19 protein-coding genes are annotated in these 16634 nt (G+C 65.8%); 11 read left to right on the top strand and 8 right to left on the bottom strand.

Annotated elements, in window-relative coordinates:
- Nucleotides 1-52: 52 nt before the first annotated feature.
- Nucleotides 53-262, bottom strand: coding sequence for a hypothetical protein (locus tag ACP2YO_RS40675; protein WP_426436811.1), 210 nt, complete (start codon nt 260-262; stop codon nt 53-55).
- 38 nt (nt 263-300) lie between these two features.
- On the opposite strand from ACP2YO_RS40675, the gene ACP2YO_RS40670 reads away from it, so the two are divergent.
- On the top strand, nt 301-1113 hold the full coding sequence (locus tag ACP2YO_RS40670; RefSeq protein ID WP_426436810.1) for a L,D-transpeptidase: 813 nt from the start codon (nt 301-303) through the stop codon (nt 1111-1113).
- 68 nt (nt 1114-1181) lie between these two features.
- On the opposite strand, the gene ACP2YO_RS40665 is transcribed toward ACP2YO_RS40670, so the two are convergent.
- From ACP2YO_RS40665 to ACP2YO_RS40645, 5 genes are all read right to left on the bottom strand, one after another.
- Nucleotides 1182-2069, bottom strand: coding sequence for a DUF2076 domain-containing protein (locus tag ACP2YO_RS40665; protein WP_426436809.1), 888 nt, complete (start codon nt 2067-2069; stop codon nt 1182-1184).
- Nucleotides 2070-2198: 129 nt separating this feature from the next.
- Nucleotides 2199-3044, bottom strand: coding sequence for a ChbG/HpnK family deacetylase (locus ACP2YO_RS40660; protein WP_426436808.1), 846 nt, complete (start codon nt 3042-3044; stop codon nt 2199-2201).
- Entirely contained in the window at nt 3041-4087 is a 1047-nt protein-coding gene (locus ACP2YO_RS40655) for a glycosyltransferase family 2 protein (RefSeq protein ID WP_426436807.1), read from the bottom strand. Before ACP2YO_RS40655 ends, ACP2YO_RS40660 begins: the two co-directional genes overlap by 4 nt.
- 79 nt (nt 4088-4166) lie before the next feature.
- Nucleotides 4167-5144 carry an ATP phosphoribosyltransferase gene (gene hisG, locus ACP2YO_RS40650; protein ID WP_426436806.1) on the bottom strand — a complete coding sequence of 326 codons (978 nt, stop codon included), beginning with the start codon at nt 5142-5144 and terminating at the stop codon, nt 4167-4169.
- Entirely contained in the window at nt 5141-6316 is a 1176-nt protein-coding gene (locus tag ACP2YO_RS40645; RefSeq protein ID WP_426436805.1) for an ATP phosphoribosyltransferase regulatory subunit, read from the bottom strand. Before ACP2YO_RS40645 ends, hisG begins: the two co-directional genes overlap by 4 nt.
- A 237-nt stretch (nt 6317-6553) precedes the next feature.
- Between ACP2YO_RS40645 and ACP2YO_RS40640 the strand changes: the two genes are divergently transcribed.
- Both ACP2YO_RS40640 and ACP2YO_RS40635 read left to right on the top strand, forming a co-directional pair.
- Nucleotides 6554-6805, top strand: coding sequence for a type II toxin-antitoxin system ParD family antitoxin (locus tag ACP2YO_RS40640; protein ID WP_426436804.1), 252 nt, complete (start codon nt 6554-6556; stop codon nt 6803-6805).
- A gap of 1 nt (nt 6806) precedes the next feature.
- Nucleotides 6807-7109, top strand: coding sequence for a type II toxin-antitoxin system RelE/ParE family toxin (locus tag ACP2YO_RS40635; protein ID WP_426436803.1), 303 nt, complete (start codon nt 6807-6809; stop codon nt 7107-7109).
- A 39-nt stretch (nt 7110-7148) separates the two neighbouring features.
- Here the strand turns inward: ACP2YO_RS40635 and ACP2YO_RS40630 are convergent, their stop codons facing one another.
- The gene (locus ACP2YO_RS40630; RefSeq protein ID WP_426436802.1) at nt 7149-7898 is read right to left on the bottom strand and encodes a 16S rRNA (uracil(1498)-N(3))-methyltransferase; all 750 of its coding nucleotides are present in this window, start codon (nt 7896-7898) and stop codon (nt 7149-7151) included.
- 209 nt (nt 7899-8107) lie between these two features.
- On the opposite strand from ACP2YO_RS40630, the gene ACP2YO_RS40625 reads away from it, so the two are divergent.
- Together ACP2YO_RS40625 and ubiA are read left to right on the top strand one after the other, a co-directional pair.
- A complete protein-coding gene (locus ACP2YO_RS40625) occupies nt 8108-8893 on the top strand; it encodes a hypothetical protein (RefSeq protein WP_426436801.1) in 786 nt (261 codons plus the stop codon).
- Between the two features lie 10 nt (nt 8894-8903).
- The gene (gene ubiA / locus ACP2YO_RS40620; protein ID WP_426436800.1) at nt 8904-9836 is read left to right on the top strand and encodes a 4-hydroxybenzoate octaprenyltransferase; all 933 of its coding nucleotides are present in this window, start codon (nt 8904-8906) and stop codon (nt 9834-9836) included.
- Between the two features lie 381 nt (nt 9837-10217).
- Here ubiA and ACP2YO_RS40615 read toward each other — a convergent pair whose 3' ends face one another.
- Nucleotides 10218-10742, bottom strand: a complete 525-nt coding sequence (locus ACP2YO_RS40615; protein WP_426436799.1) for a DUF6101 family protein — start codon at nt 10740-10742, stop codon at nt 10218-10220.
- 286 nt (nt 10743-11028) lie between these two features.
- On the opposite strand from ACP2YO_RS40615, the gene ACP2YO_RS40610 reads away from it, so the two are divergent.
- The 6 genes from ACP2YO_RS40610 to lpxK all read left to right on the top strand — a co-directional run bounded on the left by ACP2YO_RS40610 (nt 11029) and on the right by lpxK (nt 16632).
- Complete coding sequence (locus ACP2YO_RS40610; RefSeq protein WP_426436798.1) at nt 11029-12423, top strand: TldD/PmbA family protein; 1395 nt, start codon at nt 11029-11031, stop codon at nt 12421-12423.
- A complete protein-coding gene (locus tag ACP2YO_RS40605; RefSeq protein ID WP_426436797.1) occupies nt 12410-13219 on the top strand; it encodes a 3'(2'),5'-bisphosphate nucleotidase CysQ in 810 nt (269 codons plus the stop codon). The genes ACP2YO_RS40610 and ACP2YO_RS40605 overlap by 14 nt, the downstream gene beginning before the upstream one ends.
- A 130-nt stretch (nt 13220-13349) precedes the next feature.
- Nucleotides 13350-13598: a DUF4170 domain-containing protein gene (locus tag ACP2YO_RS40600; RefSeq protein ID WP_426436796.1), complete on the top strand. Its 249-nt coding sequence runs from the start codon at nt 13350-13352 to the stop codon at nt 13596-13598.
- The gene (locus tag ACP2YO_RS40595; protein ID WP_426436795.1) at nt 13595-14308 is read left to right on the top strand and encodes a lysophospholipid acyltransferase family protein; all 714 of its coding nucleotides are present in this window, start codon (nt 13595-13597) and stop codon (nt 14306-14308) included. Before ACP2YO_RS40600 ends, ACP2YO_RS40595 begins: the two co-directional genes overlap by 4 nt.
- On the top strand, nt 14301-15605 hold the full coding sequence (locus tag ACP2YO_RS40590) for a 3-deoxy-D-manno-octulosonic acid transferase (protein WP_426436794.1): 1305 nt from the start codon (nt 14301-14303) through the stop codon (nt 15603-15605). Before ACP2YO_RS40595 ends, ACP2YO_RS40590 begins: the two co-directional genes overlap by 8 nt.
- Complete coding sequence (gene lpxK / locus ACP2YO_RS40585) at nt 15598-16632, top strand: tetraacyldisaccharide 4'-kinase (protein WP_426436793.1); 1035 nt, start codon at nt 15598-15600, stop codon at nt 16630-16632. The genes ACP2YO_RS40590 and lpxK overlap by 8 nt, the downstream gene beginning before the upstream one ends.
- Nucleotides 16633-16634 lie beyond the last annotated feature (2 nt).

Below are 16634 nucleotides of genomic sequence, written 5' to 3'. Positions count from 1 at the left end.
TCCCACCCCTTCACATCAGCCTCTTCTAGGCGGAAGCGATTTAACGTCAGGTTCACGCGGGAACAGTTTGGCGCGCATGGCGCAAATGCGCCGTCAAACCGCGGTTAACCATGCCGGTCGCGCGTTCATCCAAAATAAACGCTACCGGACAAAACCGCGCGTGGTCGACGACGTGGTGAATCGAAACGCCGGATCTGTTTACCAAACCGATGCGGTTTTCATTGCTTATTGACCACGTGCAGCGGCGCAGTCCGTGCGCCATGCGAAACACGTCACGACGAAACAGTACAGAGTACGTCGATGTCCAAGAAGACCACGCTTGCGCTGCTTGCCGGCGCGTCCCTGCTTGCGTTCCCACATCATGCCCTTGCGATCGACGCGGCGCCGCCGGCCGAGCCGACCGTGATCTACGCCGACCAACAGGCGCCGCAACCGCCGATGCGCACCGCCTATGTGCAGCAGCCGCAGCGCTCCAATATGGGCGGCGGCTTCATCGAATTCCTGTTCGGTGACGGCCCGTCGTCGCAGGGCTACCGGCAGCAGCCGGTGTATCAGCAGCAGCCGGACTATTACGGCAACCGCAGCGGGCTGCCGCCGATGGATCCGCAGCAGCAGATGATCTACCAGCAGCAGGAAGAGGCGGCGGGAGATCCGAGGCAGCGTCCGTTCGACCCGAAATATGAAAAGCAGATGGTCGAGTATCACGGCAAGGAGGGCGCCGGCACCATCGTCATCGATACGCCGAACAAGTTCCTCTATCTGGTACAGCGTGATGGCCACGCGCTGCGCTACGGTGTCGGCGTCGGCAAGCCCGGCTTCAGCTGGGCGGGCATCAAGACGATCTCGGCGAAGAAGGAATGGCCGGCCTGGACGCCGCCGCCGGAAATGCTGGTGCGCCGTCCCGACCTGCCGCGGCACATGGAGGGCGGGCCGGAAAATCCGCTCGGCGCGCGCGCGATGTATCTGGGATCCTCGCTCTACCGAATCCACGGCTCCAACGAGCCCTGGACCATCGGCACCAACGTCTCCTCCGGCTGCATCCGGATGCGCAACGAGGACGTCATCGACCTCTACGGCCGCGTCAATGTCGGTGCTAAGGTCGTGGTGATGTGATCGGTCGCTTCGTTTGAATCAAAACGGCCGCTCGATGAGAGCGGCCGTTTTCGCTTGAGCGATCGCGCTTACGCGTAATCGCTGTTGTCATCGCCGCCGTTGTCGTCGAGGTCGTCGGCGTCTTGATCGTCGTCACTGTCCCGGTCGGCCTGCGCCTGGTCGAACGCGCCGGCGCGCGAGCCCGGGTCATTGTCGCGGCCGGAGGAATTGACGTCGTTGATCCCGGCGTCGCGCGCCAGACTGCTCGACGACTGGTCGCCGCCCCAGGGGCGCGAGCCGCCGCCGAGGAGTCCACCGCCGTCGGCAACGGACTGGTGCGTGCCGCCACCCATCAGACCGCGAATGCTGCTCATCAACATCGAGCCGCCGACCACGCCAGCCGCGGCCGCCGCCGCAGTGCCGAGGAACGAGCCGCCACCGCCGCCGAACGCGCCCGGCTGCGCGCCGCCGTAAGGCTGGCCGCCGCCATAGGACTGCCCATAGGGCTGTGCTCCCTGGCCGTAAGGCTGGCCATAGCCGCCGGCTTGAGACTGGCCATAGCCGCCACCCTGAGACTGGCCGTAGCCGCCGGCCTGCTGCATCGCCTGGCCCGAGTTCCAGACCGGGCGGCTGCCCGGATCGCGACCCATGTCGGGGGTACGCACCGGCGGCACCGAGCCGTGCGACTGATCCTGGCCGAAAATCGCGCCGCGCATCGAATCGAGGAAGCCACCGGATTGCTGCTGCGCCGGCGGCTGCTGGTTGAGCTGCGCTTCCAGCTCCTGGATATGATCGTGGGCACGCTTCAGCGCCTCGTCCTGGACCAGCGCCGTCTGCACCAGCGCATAGACCGCATTCGGCGCGGTGCGCAGGCCCTGCATGATCGCGGACATCGCTTCGTTGTCGCGCGGGGCGTTCTCCAGCTTGGCGAGCCGGTCGAACAGATCGTCGATCAGTTGGCGTTCTTGCGGTGTCATGGCGTTCTCCATCGCGTCGATCGCATCGGCGCGCCGCACATGTAGGACGGGCTTTGTGGCGCAAGGAGTGGGGGAGCGGATTAAATTTATGTATGCGACAAAACGACCGGACGATTTTTATGAACGAATTCAGGCCAGTGTAACATTGTTCAGGGCGAGCAGAGCCGGAAAGTCATCGCTTGCGAGATAGGCAAATTCCTTCTCGCGCTGTGCCGTCAGCGGGTCGAGGCTTTTCAGCACCTCGTCGACGAATCCGGGATGGCACATCACGAGCCCGTCCTCCGGCAGGCCCTTCAGAAAGCCGCGCATCAGCGGCCCGAAATCGGGCTCCCTGGTGAAGTCATAGGCGCCGGCAAAGGTCGGATTGAAGCGCAGGCCGAGCTTCGCTGCCTTGTTGCGGAATTGCGTGCTGAGCACATCGAGCACCAGCGTCTTGACGCCGGTGATCCGCTGCGTGAGCGGCAAATTGAGCCCGCCCTGGCGTACCCACGCGTCCGGCGCACGCTCCTTCACCGCGCGCAAGAATCCGTCGCGCGCTTGCGGGAACAATTGCGCATGCTGATGGCCGTCGACGAAATCGGGCGCGCGGCCGAACAGCTCCTTGAAGGCATCGAGCTGCGCCAGCACCTCGGCATGCACGAGCTCGGCATCGAGCCGCCGCAGCAGCCCCGCGCGCAAAAGTTTCTGGAAGGGCAAAAACATGTCGCCGTCGAGCGGGCGGAAATGCAGGGTCAGCGGCCGGAACGGCGCGGTCAGCGTCACATGCAGCCCGATCGCGCAAGCCGCGTTCTTCGCCACTGACGCCTGCAGCGCGGCCGCCGCCTCGCGGCCGATCGTCGGCGTCACCATCATCACGGAGGTTGCGTTGAGGCGGCCGCGCTCGATCAAGTCGCGGATCGCGCGGTTGACGCCGTCACTCAAGCCATAGTCGTCAGCACACAGCCAGATCCGGCGTGGTGGCGCTGCCTCGTTCATTCGGCGGCGGTCCGCTCGGCGGTGGTTTGCTCCGCCGCGTCGCCGGCGTGCTTCTCGCTATGCTCGGCGACGAAGTAGATCGGCCGCGCTTTCAGCTCCGAAAGGATCTTGCCGATATATTCGCCGACGATGCCGATCATGATCAGCTGCACGCCGCCGATCGTCATCAGGCCGACCACGAGCGAGGGATAGCCGGGCACCTGCTTGCCGGTGGTCCACACCTCCCACACGATCGACAGGCCGAACAGGAACGCGCCGACCGCGAGCAGCAGGCCGAACAGGCTGGCGAAGCGCAGCGGCGCCACCGAGAACGAGGTCAGGCCCTCGATCGACAGGCCGATCAGCCGGCCGGCGTTGAAGGTGGTGACGCCATGCTCGCGCGGCGCCGGCTCGTAGTCGACGCGGATCTGCTTGAAGCCGATCCAGCTCGCCAGGCCTTTGAAGAAGCGGTTGCGCTCCGGCAATTGCCGCAAGGCGGCGGCCGCGCGCGGCGACAGCAGGCGGAAGTCGCCGGCATCCTCCGGGATCTTCTGCCGCGCGCCCCAGTTGATCAGCGCGTAGAAGCCGCGCACCGCGAGCCGCCGCGCCGCCGATTCATTGTCGCGGTTGGCCTTTGCCGTGTAGACCACGTCGTAGCCGTCGTCGATCCAGTGCGCGACGAGCCGCTCGACCAGATCGGGCGGATGCTGGCCGTCGCCGTCCATGAACAGCACGGCGCCGCGGCGGGCGTGGTCGAGGCCGGCCATCAGCGCCGCCTCCTTGCCGAAATTGCGCGACAGCGACACCACCTGGACATCGAGCGCGTCGGCGGGCAGGCCGCGCGCGATCGCAAGCGTCGAGTCGACGCTGCCGTCGTCGACATAGACCACTTCGCAAGCCAATCCGTAGCGGGCGCGCAGCGTCCTGGCGAGGTCGACCAGCCGCTGGTGCAGCGCAACCAGTCCCGCGGCCTCGTTGTAGACGGGCACGACAATCGACAGCCCTTTCGCCGCAGCGTTGGCCGCGGTCGTGGTCAGGCTGGAAACATCGGAGCCCAGCGTCATCGATCAGATCCCATCACGTCCCTTGAGCAGAATATGGTACCGGCAGCTGTCTGTCGCCAGGATGAACGGCGCCGACGACTCATTGTCGCAGGAACGCCTCGAGCCTGGCGAACAGCGGATTCTCGCGGTCGAACACGTAGTCGAGCGACACCACCGACACCGTATCGGCGCCGTGGTCGCGCAGGAAGCTGCCGAGCGCGTAGAGCTTGCCGGGTGGGCAGTGCAGCGTGAGCATGCCCGACGAGGTCGGCCCGCCGAACGGGGTGACCACGCCAAAGCGGTTATGCGCCTCGGTCAGCAACGCATCGTTGCAGCCGGCAAAGCGGGTGCGGACCTCGCGATACTTGCTGGCGCGGGCGCGGGCGGCGATATGGTCGAGGATCACACGCGCGGTCTCACGCGCCCCGTTCGACCAGTCGGCATCGCGTGACGCAACGAGATTGGCCTGGCTGCGCAGGATCACGCCGTCGTCGAGCACCTTGAGCCCGTTGGCGGCCAGCGTCGCTCCGGTCGTGGTGATGTCGACGATCAGCTCGGCGGTGCCGGCCGCGGGCGCGCCTTCGGTCGCACCGGCGCTTTCGACGATGCGGTAGTCGCTGACGCCGTGCCTGGCGAAAAAGCTGCGTGTCAAATTGATGTATTTGGTCGCGACCCGCATGCGGTGATTGTGCTGCTCGCGGAAGCCGGAAGCGACGTCGTCGAGATCGGCCATGGTGCGGACGTCGATCCAGGCCTGCGGCACCGCGACCACGACATTGGCGCTGCCGAAGCCGAGGCTCTCGATCAACAGCACGCGGCGGTCGGCGTCCGCGATGCTCTCGCGCACCAGATCCTCGCCCGTGACGCCGAGATGCACCGCGCCGCGCGCCAGATTGGCCGCAATCTCGCTCGCCGAGAGATAGGCGATCTCGACATTGTCGACGCCGGCGATGGTGCCGCGATAGTCCCGCGCGCCGCCGGCCTTCGACAGCGTCAGCCCGGCGCGGGCAAAGAAGCCTTCGGCATTTTCCTGCAACCGCCCCTTGGAGGGAACGGCGACGACGAAGGGCGTGCTCATGCGGCACCTCCGCCGGCGGCGGCCTTGCCCTGCCGGGTCAAGGCCTCGATCCAGACCGAGAAGCCAACCGCGGGGATCGGGTTGGCCGAGCCGAGCTGGGTCATCAACCCGTCATAGCGCCCGCCCGCCACCAGCGGCTCGGCGCCGTTGGCTTTGGCGTGCAGCTCGAACTCGAAGCCGGTGTAGTAGTCGAGGCCGCGGCCGAACGAGGTCGAGAATCGCGTCCGATGGGTGTCGATGCCGCGCGCGGCCATGAAGCCGACGCGGCTCTCGAACTGGTCGATCGCGGCCGCAAGATCGAGCCTGGCGTCCTCGGCGAGCGCACGCAGTTGCGCGATCGCATCGTCGGGGTCGCCCGTGATCACAAGGAAGCGCTTGATGATGTCGACCGCGTCGCGCGGCAGCGCACCCGCCTTCAAGGTGGATTGTTCGAGGAAGCGGTCGGCAATCTCGGCGACTGTTCGTCCGCCGACATTGGTGGTGCCGGCGATCGACATCAGGTCGGTGACCAGCGCCAGTGCCGCCTTGCGGTCGGAACCGGCGAGCGCGGCGAGCACCCCCTCATATTCGTTGCGGCCCGGCGCGGTGGCAAGTGTCAGTTGCTCGATGTCGTCGGTCAACGAGACCTTGCGGTTGAAATCCTTGATCAGTCGCCGCCGCCATACCGGATAGAGGCCGAGCGCCTCGATCAGCGCGTTGAACAGCGCGACATCGCCGGTGCGGATATCGACGTCGGTGAGCCCGAACGCGGTGGTCGCCTCCAGTGCCAGCGCCAGCATCTCGGCATCGGCCGCGGCGCGGTCCTGCCGTCCGAAGGATTCGACGCCGGCCTGCAGGAATTGGCTCGGACGGCCGCCGCGATAGCGGAACACCGGACCGAGATAGCTGAAGCCGGCCGGCTGGCCCGCGCGCGAGGAGCCAAGGTAATCGCGCGCCACGGGGATTGTGAGGTCCGGGCGCAGGCAGAGCTCCTCGCCGGTCGCGTCCGTCGTCAGATACAGGCTCTTTCGGATGTCCTCGCCGGAGAGGTCGAGGAACGGCTCGGCCGGCTGCAGGATGGCGGGCTCGGCGCGGAGATAGCCGGCTTGTGCGAACGACAGCAGCAGCGCATCCGCCCAGGAGGTTGATCCTCCGGCGGATTGAGGCGTGCGCGTTGCGGCAGCTTCGTTCATCTCGACGTCCAATGTGCCCCGAAAACGGGTTCCAGGGCCGGGTTCCAGATCGATTTGGCGCAGCCCTTAACACGGGTGGTCAGGGGTTTCGACAGGGAACGGCCAGATGGCTTAATGATTGCGTGCGTTAACGATTTTACGACAGCTTGGCTAGCTGGAACGCTCGATTCCCTAGGTCAATGGCAAAGATTGCCAAATTTTGTGGCCACTCCCATAATAGAAGAGGAGAGGCCTGCGATGAACATGAACGTCTCACTGACTGATGAGCTGAGTGACTTCGTCAAAGCCAAGGTCGCGAGCGGCCGCTACACCTCGGCAAGCGAGGTCGTACGCGAAGCGCTGCGGATCATGGAGCAGACGGAAGAGGCGCGGCTGGCGTTCCTGCGCAACGCCTGGGCTGCGGGCCAGGCGAGCGGCGATGCCGGTGTAGCCGACTTCGCTGACATCAAGGCGCAAGGGCGAGCCCTGCTGAAGGCGGCGGGCAAATAAGTTGGGAGAGGTTCGCCTTTCCCGGCTCGCAGAGCGTGATCTCGTCGATATCTGGACTCGTATCGCGGCCGGCAACGGCCCGGCCAGAGCAGACCATTGGATCGACCGCATTGAAGAGCGGTGTCGGCAATTGGCGCGGTTTCCCGAGTTGGGGCCGGCCCGATCCGATATCGCCGAGGGCGCGAGGATGCTCGTGATTGCGCGATGGCTGGCGCTCTACGAGATGACCACAGATGGCGTGCGCATCATGCGCATTGTCGATGCCGCGCGGAACCTGGGAGAGCTGGATCTGTCCGGCGAGTGAGCAAATTCGTAGACGGGGTAACGGGGCCCGTTACCCCATCTACGCGCTTCCCCAATCCCCCAACACCGCTTGCACCACCGCCAGCGCCGCCACTGCGGCTGTGTCTGCGCGGAGGATTCGCGGCCCGAGTGCCAGCCTGAGGATATTGGGCTGGCGCATCAGCAGCGCGCGCTCCTCCTCGGCGAAGCCGCCCTCGGGGCCGATCAGGACGTCGATCGCGGCTTTCGTCGCCGCTGCCGCCTGCAAGGCCTGCACGGGATCTCTGACCTCGGCGGCCTCGTCGCAAAACACCAGCAGCCGCGCCGGGTCGCGGCCCGTGAGGAACCGTTCGAGCGGGATCGGCTCAACCACTTCGGCGAGCGCGATGATGCCGCATTGCTCGGCCGCCTCGATCACATTGGCGCGCATCCGCTCGCCATTGACCCGTGACACCTGGGTGAATCGCGTCAGCACCGGCACGAGCCGCGCGCACCCCATCTCGACCGCCTTCTGCACCATGTAATCGAGCCGCGCATGCTTCAGCGGCGCAAACACGTAGGCGATATCGGGCAGGTGATCCTGCGGCCGGGTCTGCGCGGTGATGGTGAGCGCGTCGGCCCGCTTGCGACCGCCGATTTCCGCGCGCCACTCGCCATCACGCCCGTTGAACACCAGCACGGTATCGCCGGCCGCCAGCCGCAGCACGTTGCCGAGATAGTTGCTCTGGTTGCGGTCGAGCTCGACCGTTTGTCCGGCGCGCAAGGGCGCCTCGACGAACAGCCGGGGGGCGCGAAAGTCGAGTTCAGGCATATTTAATGGTCCGTTTCGCCCCGTTTCTAGTCTAAAGACTTAGAATCCGGGAACAATTTAATGTGGCCAATGTGGCTCTACGCCGCGCTGTCGCCCAAATCCACGGGTTGTTAAGGGTTCGCAGGAATCGTAAAACGCCCCTCAAATTTCGTTGCTTCGTTTGGAAGCGGCCGGGGTTGCCTGGACCTTTTGCCGGAGAACCACCCTCGATGATCCGCCGCCTGCTGGTGCTGACCATTGCCGCGACCGCCCTGTCCGCAGGCCAGGCCGCTGCCCAGAGTGCATTTCCGGCCCCGTTGCCCGGTCAGGCCGGCACCGCCAATGACCCTGCGTTTCCAGCGGTCAAGGGTGCGGGGCCGTCCAGGGCCGGCACCGCCGCGGACCCTGCGTTTCCGCCGATCAATGGCGCGCGGACGTCGAGGGCCGGCCCCGCCGCCGACCCTGCCTTTCCGCCGGTCAATGGCGCGCCTGCAACCAGGGTTGGCGTGGCGCCATCGGCGTTTCCGAGCGACGGTGCCGCACCCATTGCCGGCGGCGGTGCGCTCACGCCGCCACCCCCGCCAGGACCCGCGCAAGGTGGCCCACAGGAAGCCTGCATGAAGAACTTCGTTCCGTTGCGCGAGGAGGCTGAAAAGCGCGGCAAGATGATCAAGGCGGCCAGCGACCGGCATGCCGGTCCGGACGAGGCCTGCAAGCTGATCGGCAATTACGGCCAAGCCGAAACCAAGATGATCAAATACGTCGAGGTCAACGCAACCAAATGCGGCATCCCGGCGCAGATCGCCGACCAGCTCAAGAATAATCACAAAAGCACGGAAGCCTTGCAGAAGAAGGTTTGTACCGTCGCGCAGCAGGCGGCGGCACAGCCGCGCGGGCCCGCAGGTCCGTCCCTGAGCGACGTGCTGGGTTCGTCGGCAGCGTTGCCCGAGGCGACGGCGACCAAGAAGGGCGGCAGCACCTTCGATACGCTGAACGGCAACGTCCTCACCCGATGATCCGTTACCCATGAGCGACGTCTCCACCCGCGTTGCCGACTCCACGGGCAACTGGGTCGATACGCATGCGCCGGCATGGTCGCGGCCTTATCTGCGGCTCGCGCGGTTCGACCGCTCGATCGGGTCGTGGCTGCTTCTGATACCGTGCTGGTGGTCGGCGGCGCTCGCCGCCGGCGTCGCGCACGACGTCAAATCATTGCCGCTCGTCGTGCTGTTGTTCTTGATCGGCGCCTTTGTGATGCGCGGTGCAGGCTGCACCTGGAACGACATCACGGATCGCGATCTCGATGCCAAGGTCGAGCGCACCCGGTCGCGGCCGATTCCGGCCGGGCAGGTGACCGTGAAGCAGGCGCTGGCCTTCATGGTCCTGCAGGCCCTGGTCGGGCTTGCGGTGCTGCTGCAGTTCAATCGCTTTGCGGTGTTGACCGGCATCGCCTCGCTCGTGATCGTCGCGATCTACCCCTTCATGAAGCGCATCACCTGGTGGCCGCAGGTCGTGCTCGGCCTCGCCTTTTCCTACGGCGCGCTGATGGGATTTGCGGTGACGTTCGCGCGGATCGATGCGACTGCGCTCGCGCTCTACGCCGGATCGATTGCCTGGGTGATCGGTTACGACACCATCTACGCCCATCAGGACGCCGAGGACGACGCGCTGATCGGCGTCAAGTCCACCGCGCGCCTGTTCGGCGCCCGCACCCATCGCGCGCTCGCGGTGTTCTACGGTCTTGCCGTGCTCTTGATCGGTGTCTCCTTCGTGCTCGCGGGCGTGCGCTGGCCGGCCTGGATTGGGCTTGCGGCCTTCGCCGTTCAACTGGCCTGGCAGATCAGGCGGCTCGATGTCCGTGATCCCGCGCTCTGCCTGCGGATCTTCTGGTCCAATCGCGCAGCAGGGTTGATCCTGTTTGCCGCGCTGGTGGTCGACGCGGTGATGCGCGCCGCGTGAGGTGCGATCATTCCGCTTCGCTCTATCGAACGTGAGGTGAGCACGCCAATCATTGATTTGCCCGACGGCGCAAGCCCTTGCACCAAAAAATATTTCTGTTTATTGGAATCGCAACTCAGTGTATGAATCCCCCGTCCCACCCGATTGAGGGGCGAGCGCACGTCACGAACGCGCGGTGGGATGCGGTGGACGCCGAATGCGCAACTGACGAGAGCGTGTGACGCGGACGGTGAAGTCGTGTGGTCCTGACGCCCCAGTGGCAGGTGTCTCCTCGCAAGACGCGAAAGCGTCGTTGCGAAGACGGTGACAAGCAACCCTAGTCTCACCGGGGAGAGCACGAAGGACGACACTCGCAAAGGACTGTACGTAATCCCGCGCAGCTCAATCCTGCGCGATGATCTCGCGCTCGCCCTGATGCACGCTTGCCTCGTTGAGGCGAAAGCCGGTGCGGCGGCGGACCAGGAATTTCGGGCGGCGGGCGCGGATGGCGTTGCGGCGACGGCGGCGCTGCGCCGGTTCGCGCGGCGCCTGCTCGGTCAGTTGCGGAAGACGGAAGATGTCGCTCCACATCTGCCAGGCCTGCGCGATCTCGTCGGCATCGGCGCTGGTGCCGAGCGGAATGGCAAGCGAGGGATCGCGGTGAACCAGCACCAGCATCTGCGCATCGTCGATGCCACGCACCGCGATGCCGAGGAAATCGCTGACGCGAACGTTGACGGCCATCCGCATGCCCTTGATGGCACGGCGCAGCACGACACGCTCGCGATGAAGCTCGATCTGACGCACCCCGCCATCCGCGCGCACATCCTGCGCATGGAAGCTGAGGGGCAGGGAAAGAGGGTCGAGCCGCAACGCGCAGCTCGACCCGGCGGAATTGATTCCGCTTGTTGGTGTTTGACGCCTCACGGCTTTATCTCCCCGCCGGGATTATGTTCCCGGTCGATGCGTGAGACCTTAGCCGAGCGGTTTCCGTTTCGGCTTAAAAAGCCTGGTTAACCCGATGTCACCGGCGCCGCTTCTGCAGGCATGATTGACAAGAGGTTGGCCCGCATGATTGACGAAGCCTTGCCTTGATGCCGAGAATCTTTGTCTTCTGCCGAAGTAAAGTGCTTGAAATCCCTGTGAATCCGGCACATCTGGTTGGGTTACCGCTCTCGCCTCAGATCCCCGTCCAATCCGCAGGAATGTGTTCGTGAACCCTTCACCATCTGCATCGTCGTCGCGACACGGTGATACCTCCGACCTGTTCGACCAATCGGCCCTAAGCGATCTCGCGCAGCGCCTGGTCGAAGCCGCCAGGCGCGCCGGCGCCGACGCGGCCGATGCGGTCGCGGTGCGCGGTGTCTCGCAAGGCGTCGAGGTGCGCGACGGCCGCGTCGAGGAGACCGAGCGTTCCGAAGGCGACGACGTCGGACTGCGCGTGTTCGTCGGCCGGCGCCAGGCGGTGGTGTCGACCAATGACGTCAGTGGCGACGGGGTCGCCACGCTTGCCGAACGCGCGGTCGCGATGGCGCGCGTGGCGCCCGACGACAAATATGTTGGTCTGGCCGATCCGGCGCTGCATGCGCGTGATTTCCCCGATCTCGATCTGCTCGACCGCAAGGTCCCTACCACCGCCGAACTCGAGCAGCGCGCCATGGAGGCAGAGGCTGCGGCGCTTGCGGTCAAGGGCGTCAGCAAATCCGGCGGTGCGTCGGCCTCGACCGGAATCGGCGGCATGGTGCTGGTGACATCGACCGGCTTCCACGGCTCTTATCTGCGCTCCAGCCACGGCATCTCGACGACCGCGATCTCCGGTGAGGGCACCGGCATGGAGCGCGATTACGATTTCACCAGCGCGCCACATGCCTCCGATCTCGATTCACCCGCGTCCGTCGGCCGCAGCGCCGGCGAGCGCGCAGTGGCGCGGTCCAATCCACGCAAGGTCGAGACCTGCAAGGTGCCTGTGGTGTTCGATCCGCGGGCCGCGGGCTCGATCATCGGCCATCTGGTCGGCGCCATCAACGGCGCCTCGATCGCGCGCAAGACCTCTTTCCTGAAGGACCGGCTCGGCGAGCAGCTGTTCTCCAGGGACATCCGCATCATCGACGATCCGTTGCGGGTGCGCGGCCTGCGCTCGCAGACCTTCGACGCCGAGGGCGTCAAGGTGAAGAAGATTGCGCTGATCGACGAAGGCGTGCTGACCACATGGGTCCTGGACTCCGCGACGGCGCGCGAGCTTGGCCTGGTCACGACCGGGCATGCCCATCGCGGCGTGTCCTCCTCGCCGTCGCCGGGAACCTACAATCTGCATCTTGAGCCCGGCACGGCGACGCCGAAGGAATTGATCTCGGACATCAAGCAGGGATTCTATGTGACGGATCTGATCGGATCCGGCGTCAACGGCGTGACCGGCGACTACAGCCGCGGCGCATCGGGGTTCTGGATCGAGAACGGCGAGATCACCTATCCGGTCAGCGAGGTGACGATCGCGGGCCATTTGCTGCCGATGTTCAAGTCGCTGGTCGCAGCCAACGACCTCGAATTCCGCTACGGCGTCAACGCGCCGACATTGCGCATCGAGGGACTGACGCTTGGCGGACGCTGATACGGACGACTGGACCAAGGCGCGCGACGCCGCTTTGCTGACCCGGTCGGTGCAGGAGGCGGGCCGCCTCGCGCTGTCGCTGTTCCGCACCGAGCTGAAGAACTGGATCAAGGGCGCTTCCTCGCCGGTTTCGGAAGCCGATATCGCGGTCAACGACCTGCTCGAGGAACGGCTGCGCTCGGCAACGCCCAACTATGGCTGGTTGTCGGAGGAGAGCGCCGACGACGAGGCGCGGCTTGGCAAGCGGCTGACCTGGATCGTCGATCCAATCGACGGCACCCGCGCCTACCTCGCGGGCCGCGAGGACTGGTGCGTCAGTGTCGCGCTGGTTGAAAAGGCCGTTCCGGTGCTCGCGGCGGTTTACGCGCCGGCGACCGACGAGTTCTTCTTCGCCGCCCGTGGACAGGGCGCGACCCGCAACGACATGGCCGTGCACGCCACCGCAGGGACCGGTTTCGATTTCCCGCGCATGGCGGGGCCGAAACCGCTGGTGCAGCGGCTGAGCGACACCCCGGACGAGATCACGCTCTTTCCCCGGATCGGATCGCTGGCGCTGCGGCTGTGCCGGGTCGCACAAGGCAGCCTTGACGCCGCCTTTGCGGGTGGGCAAAGCCGCGATTGGGACCTTGCGGCCGCGAATTTGATCGTGCAGGAAGCCGATGGTAAGATGACGGCGCTCTCGGGGCATGCGATTGAGTACAATCGCCGGGAGGTGACGCATGGGGTGCTCGTGGCAGCAGGACGCGATCGTCATGCACGCATTGTCGAGCATTTTCGCAACCGTCCATTGCCATGAGGCCACCTCGATCCGCGCCGCGCGTCCGACCGTTGCGACCAGACTTGTTACGACCAGACTTGTTACGACCTGAGCTGTGAAGACCGTTACCCAATTTGCTTGCCGGGCATCTCGTTAGGAAAGATCCATCATGTCAGACAATGCCCAGCCGCAATTGCTTCATTTGGTCATCGGCGGCGAGTTGACCGATCTCGAACACAACACCTTCAAGAATCTCGACGAGGTCGAGATCGTCGGCGTGTACCCGAACTACGCGACCGCTTATGCGGCCTGGAGGTCGAAGGCGCAGCAGACCGTGGACAATGCCCAGATGCGCTATTTCGTGGTACATCTCCACCGGTTGCTCGACCCAGAGCAGGACGCGAAGCACTCCAATTGAAACGACTATTTCGCGATTTGCTGCGCAGCAGCTTCGTGCAGCGCGCGCTGGGTGTGCTTGCGGCCGAGTATCTGCGGCTGGTCTGGCTGACCAACCGCTTTGTCTACGACCCGCCGGATGTCTACGCGCAGGTCGAGCCGATGATGCCGGCGATCTTCGTGTTCTGGCATGGCCAGCACTTCATGACGCCGTTCATCAGGACCAACGACAGCTACCGCGCCAAGGTGCTGATTTCCCGCCACCGTGATGGTGAATTCAACGCCCTTGCGGCCGAACGGCTCGGCATCGGCACTATCAGAGGTTCCGGCGACCATTCCGGCGGGTTCCACCGCAAGGGCGGCGTCGGCGCCTTCATGGAGATGGTGCGGGCGCTGCAGGACGGCTGCAATATCGCGACCACGGCCGATGTGCCAAAGCGGGCGCGGGTCGCCGGTCTCGGCCCCATCATGCTGGCGCGGGAAACCGGCCGGCCGATCATTCCCTTTGCGATGGTCACCAGCCGGTTCATCCGGTTGAAAAACTGGGATTCCACCACCATCAATTTGCCATTCGGGCGCGGCGCAGTGGTAGGTATTGATCCGGTCCGTGTGCCGCCCGATGCCGACGCGGAGACGATGGAAAAGCTTCGGCAGCAGGTGGAGCATCTTCTGAACGAATCGACCCGACGCGCCTATGCAGCGGTCGGGCGACCGGAGGCAGCGCTTGGCTAGCTCGCTCCCGATGACGTTGCGCGTCTACCGCAAGCTGTCGTCCGCGATGGTGCCGCTCGCGCCTGCCCTGATCAAGCGGCGGCTCAAGCTCGGCAAGGAAGACCCTGAAAGGGTCGACGAGCGGCGCGGCATGAGCGCCGATGTCCGCCCGCACGGCCCGCTGGTCTGGATCCATGGCGCCAGCGTCGGCGAGGTGCTGGCGGCCGCGGCGCTGATCGAGCGCTTGCGCGCGCTCAATCTGCGCATTCTCGTCACCTCAGGCACGGTGACCTCGGCCGCAATCGTTGCCAAACGTTTCCCGCCCGACGTGATCCATCAATACGTGCCGTATGACTCGCCGCGCTATGTCGCGCGTTTTCTCGATCACTGGCGGCCCTCGCTGGCGCTGTTCATCGAGTCCGACCTGTGGCCGAACCTGATCCTGTCGTGCGCGGCACGGCGGCTGCCGATGGTGCTGATCAACGGGCGGATGTCGCAGCGCTCGTTCCCGCGCTGGCGCCGGGTCTCCAACACCATCTCGGCGCTGCTCGGACGCTTCGACCTGTGCCTCGCGCAGTCGAACACCGATGGCGAACGCTTTGCCGCGCTCGGCGGCCGCAACGTCATCACCACGGGCAATCTCAAGCTCGACGTCGCGGCACCGCCGGCCGATCCCGCCAAGCTGGAGCGGCTGATGTCGGTGACGCGCGGCCGCCCGATCGTGGTCGCGGCATCCACCCATCCGGGCGAGGAAGAGATCCTGATCGAGGCGCACAAGACGCTCTCGGGATTCTTCCCTGGTCTGCTGACGGTGATCGTGCCGCGCCATGCCGATCGCGGCGAGGCGGTCGCGCGGCTGGTGACGGAAGCTGGCCTGCGGCCCGGCCTGCGTTCGCATGAGGACCTGCCGGTCGCGACCACCGACATCTATGTCGCCGATACGATGGGCGAGCTCGGCCTGTTTTACCGGTTGGCGCCGATCGTGTTCATGGGCGGCTCGCTGGTCGCGCATGGCGGACAAAATCCGATCGAGGCGGTGAAGCTCGGAGCTGCGATCGTGCATGGTCCGCATGTCTTCAATTTCACCGATGTCTATGATGCGCTCGATCGGGCCGGCGGCGGCAGGCGCGCCGATGGCCAGGAAGCGCTGGTCAAGCAGCTCGGCCAGTTCCTCGCCGATCCTGTTGCCCGCGAGACGTCGCTCGCGGCGTCCGAACGCGTGGTCGAGCAACTCGGCGGTGCGCTCGACCGCACGCTTGCGGCGCTGGAGCCCTATCTGTTGCAATTGCGGCTCGAGATGGGAGCCGCCAATGCGTGAGCCGGCCTTCTGGCACCGGCCGTCGTCTTGGACATCGCATCTGTTGACCCCACTTGCCGCGCTTTACGGCGCAGTCGCCGCGCAGCGCATGCAGGGCGCCGGCGTCGATGCCGGGATTCCCGTGCTCTGCGTTGGCAATTATCACGTCGGTGGCGCCGGCAAGACGCCGACCGTGCTGGCGCTGGCCAAGCTGCTGCGCGAGCTCGACGAGCGGCCGGTCGTGCTCAGCCGCGGCTACGGCGGCAGGCTACGCGGCCCGGTCCAGGTCGATCCGGAACGCTATATGGCGGCAGATGTCGGCGACGAGCCCCTGATGATGGCGACGACGCTGCCGGTCGTGATCGCACGCGACCGCGCCGAGGGTCTCACCCTGGCGCGGGCACAGAACGCGAGCGTCATCCTGATGGATGACGGCTTCCAGAATCCAGCTGTCGTCAAGGATGCCTCGCTGATCGTGATCGACGGCACGCGCGGCGTTGGCAACGGCCGGGTGATTCCGGCGGGCCCGTTGCGCGCGCCGCTGCCGCCGCAGCTCGAGCGCACCGACGCGCTGATCGTCGTCGGCGAGGGGCAGGCCGCCGAGAGGATCGCGGCCGAGGTCGCGTCGCGCGGCAGGCTGGTGCTGTCCGCGCATCTGAAGCCGGACGAAGCCTCGCTCGCGGTGCTGCGCGGCAAACGCGTCCTTGCCTTCGCCGGCATCGGCGATCCCGCGCGCTTCTTCAACACGCTGCGGGCAAACGGCGTCGAGGTCGTGCGCGGCAGGTCCTTTGCCGATCATCATGCCTTTACGCGCGGCGAGATCGATGAGCTCGTGGCGGACGCTGCGCGTGATGGGTTGACGCTGGTGACGACGGAAAAAGACCTGGCGCGGTTGCGCGGCGCGGATGGCCTGCCCGTCTGGGCACAGGCTATCGTGCCATTCCCGGTGATGCTGCAATTCGAGGACGCCGCCGCGCTGCGGCGTTTCGTGACCGATCAGCTGTTCAGGGCAAGGGACAGGCGATTGCGAGAGAGGAGCGAGCCTTGAGA

It is taken from the genome of Bradyrhizobium genosp. P (genome assembly GCF_049949265.1).
GTDB lineage: Bacteria > Pseudomonadota > Alphaproteobacteria > Rhizobiales > Xanthobacteraceae > Bradyrhizobium.
This window is presented reverse-complemented; position numbering and strand designations above follow the sequence as displayed.